This is a genomic window from Sphingobium sp. ba1 (assembly GCF_000743655.1).
Lineage (GTDB): Bacteria > Pseudomonadota > Alphaproteobacteria > Sphingomonadales > Sphingomonadaceae > Sphingobium.
In genome coordinates, this window is record NZ_JPPQ01000053.1 from 10,904 (window position 1) to 12,589 (window position 1,686).

Consider the following 1,686-nt stretch of genomic DNA (forward strand, 5'->3'; position numbering starts at 1 on the left):
GATGGTCCGAGCGCTCGGCAATCCCAGCCGAAACGCGCGATCTGATCGAACCAGGCCTGCTCGGCCACGCCGGTATAGTCGGTGATCCCATGTCGGATGGCGTGGTCGGCCAGCGTGCTGACCAACTGATTGCGCGCGCTGCGCCGCTCGGCCGATCGCTGATGCCGGTCGAGACAAAAGCGCGTGATTTCCCGAATGGTGGGCCCGGTAGGGACAATGCCGGTACAAAGATGCGGATAGAGATGCCCCAATATGTGCTCGCCCTCCGTGCGGAGGAGGCGCGCGGATGCGCGATGGACATGATCCGGGCCAAGTAGGATCAGATATTCGGCGGCGGGCGTATCGAACTGGTCCACCTCAAACCGGTCGGCAAGGACGGGCAGATCCCAGCCCAGAAGGTCGATGAAGACCTCCTTGCGGGCAGCAAACATCGCACGCATGGCGGCGCTTTCGCGCGCGCCATGACCGTGATCGGTCATTTCCATCATGGCAGGCTCCCTTGTGTAAGGTCCGACAAGGACAGCAGAAGGGGCCTGGCTCTCCCATACCAAGAAATGGGGGGGACGGCTGGGCCTGCCGCTACGCCATAGCCGCCGAAAGCCCGATTTTGCTCGACGATGGCGCGTGAAATTGGCAACCGTTTCCGCCCAAGACACTAAGGAAAGGCTGCACCCATGAACTCTTCCGAACTCGTCGACGCGGTGGCGAGCGCGACCGGCGCCACGAAGGCCGACGCCAAGAAGATCATCGACGCCACGTTCGGCGCGATCGGCGATGTGGTCGGCAAGGGCGAGGAAGTCGCCGTCAACGGTTTCGGCAAATTCAAGCTGAAGCTGAATGCTGCGCGCGAAGGCAAGAATCCGCGAACCGGCGAACCGCTGTCGATCCCAGCCTCCAAGGGCCTTGGGTTTTCGGCTGCCAAGGCGGTCAAGGACAAGCTGAACGGCTGATACAAGCGCCGACGGCCCTCATTGGCCGTCGGCTGCCATCTTAGCTTCGATCGGGTTCGTCACCGCCAAAATCCTGGCCGATTTCGTCGATGAGGCGCGGCCCGGCTTCCATGCGAGCCGCCAGCGCCTCGACATAGCCTGTCCAGCGTATATTGGCGTCCGCGAGTGCGGCGCGCCGCGCTTCCTGCGGCAATGCCGGGTTCTGTAGCATCCACGCATGCACGAACAGGGCAAGCGCTTCACCGTTCAGGGCATTTTGCCATCCCTGCCGCTGTATCTCCCGGTTCATGCGATCGAGACGCCGCCCGATCGCCGCCTCGAGCCGATCGGACCCGTCGGCAGACAGGAAGGAAGCAAGCGCCGCCTCGACGACAAGCGCCTGGGGCTTGCGCTTTCGCCGCGCATAGTCCGCCATTTGCATCGAGATCTCCGGTGAGAGGCGGATCGTATGCTTGATCTTGAGCCCACTCATAGTTCCACTCCATCGTCAGGATCGAGCGAGGCCTGTCGCGCCGCCCGGTGCATGCGTTTCATCGCCTGCGCGCGGGCCGCATCATTGTCATCGTCGCTTTCGTGGAATTCGAACTCGGCCCTTGCGGACGGACGCGGGGGCACGATCTCCTCCTGTTCTGGAAGATTGGGTTCCCGGCGGATACCGGCATTGGCATTGTCCGACTGCGAGGGCCGATCGGCGCGACAGGCCTCGCCCGATCCGCCTGCGTTTATGGCTCGCGGA

General features: G+C 63.3%; 3 protein-coding genes and 1 pseudogene. 1 reads left to right on the top strand and 3 read right to left on the bottom strand.

What is annotated here, in order from left to right; genetic code table 11:
• The coding region (locus tag IL54_RS02760) for an acyl-homoserine-lactone synthase (protein WP_237748764.1) at positions 1 to 488 on the bottom strand (488 nt) is incomplete at its 3' end.
• A 186-nt stretch (positions 489 to 674) separates the two neighbouring features.
• On the opposite strand from IL54_RS02760, the gene IL54_RS02765 reads away from it, so the two are divergent.
• The gene (locus IL54_RS02765; RefSeq protein ID WP_037473012.1) at positions 675 to 950 is read left to right on the top strand and encodes an HU family DNA-binding protein; all 276 of its coding nucleotides are present in this window, start codon (positions 675 to 677) and stop codon (positions 948 to 950) included.
• 40 nt (positions 951 to 990) lie between these two features.
• Here IL54_RS02765 and IL54_RS02770 read toward each other — a convergent pair whose 3' ends face one another.
• Complete coding sequence (locus IL54_RS02770; RefSeq protein ID WP_037473015.1) at positions 991 to 1,422, bottom strand: hypothetical protein; 432 nt, start codon at positions 1,420 to 1,422, stop codon at positions 991 to 993.
• Positions 1,419 to 1,686 (bottom strand): annotated as a pseudogene (locus tag IL54_RS24760) (conjugal transfer protein TraG); the annotation flags it as partial. The pseudogene IL54_RS24760 and the gene IL54_RS02770, both read right to left, overlap by 4 nt.

What these genes read in the sequence shown, in the direction of transcription:
- IL54_RS02765 (WP_037473012.1), top strand. Translation starts at nt 675, where the DNA reads ATGAACTCTTCCGAACTCGTCGACGCGGTGGCGAGCGCGACCGGCGCC.
- IL54_RS02770 (WP_037473015.1), bottom strand. Translation starts at nt 1,422, where the DNA reads ATGAGTGGGCTCAAGATCAAGCATACGATCCGCCTCTCACCGGAGATC.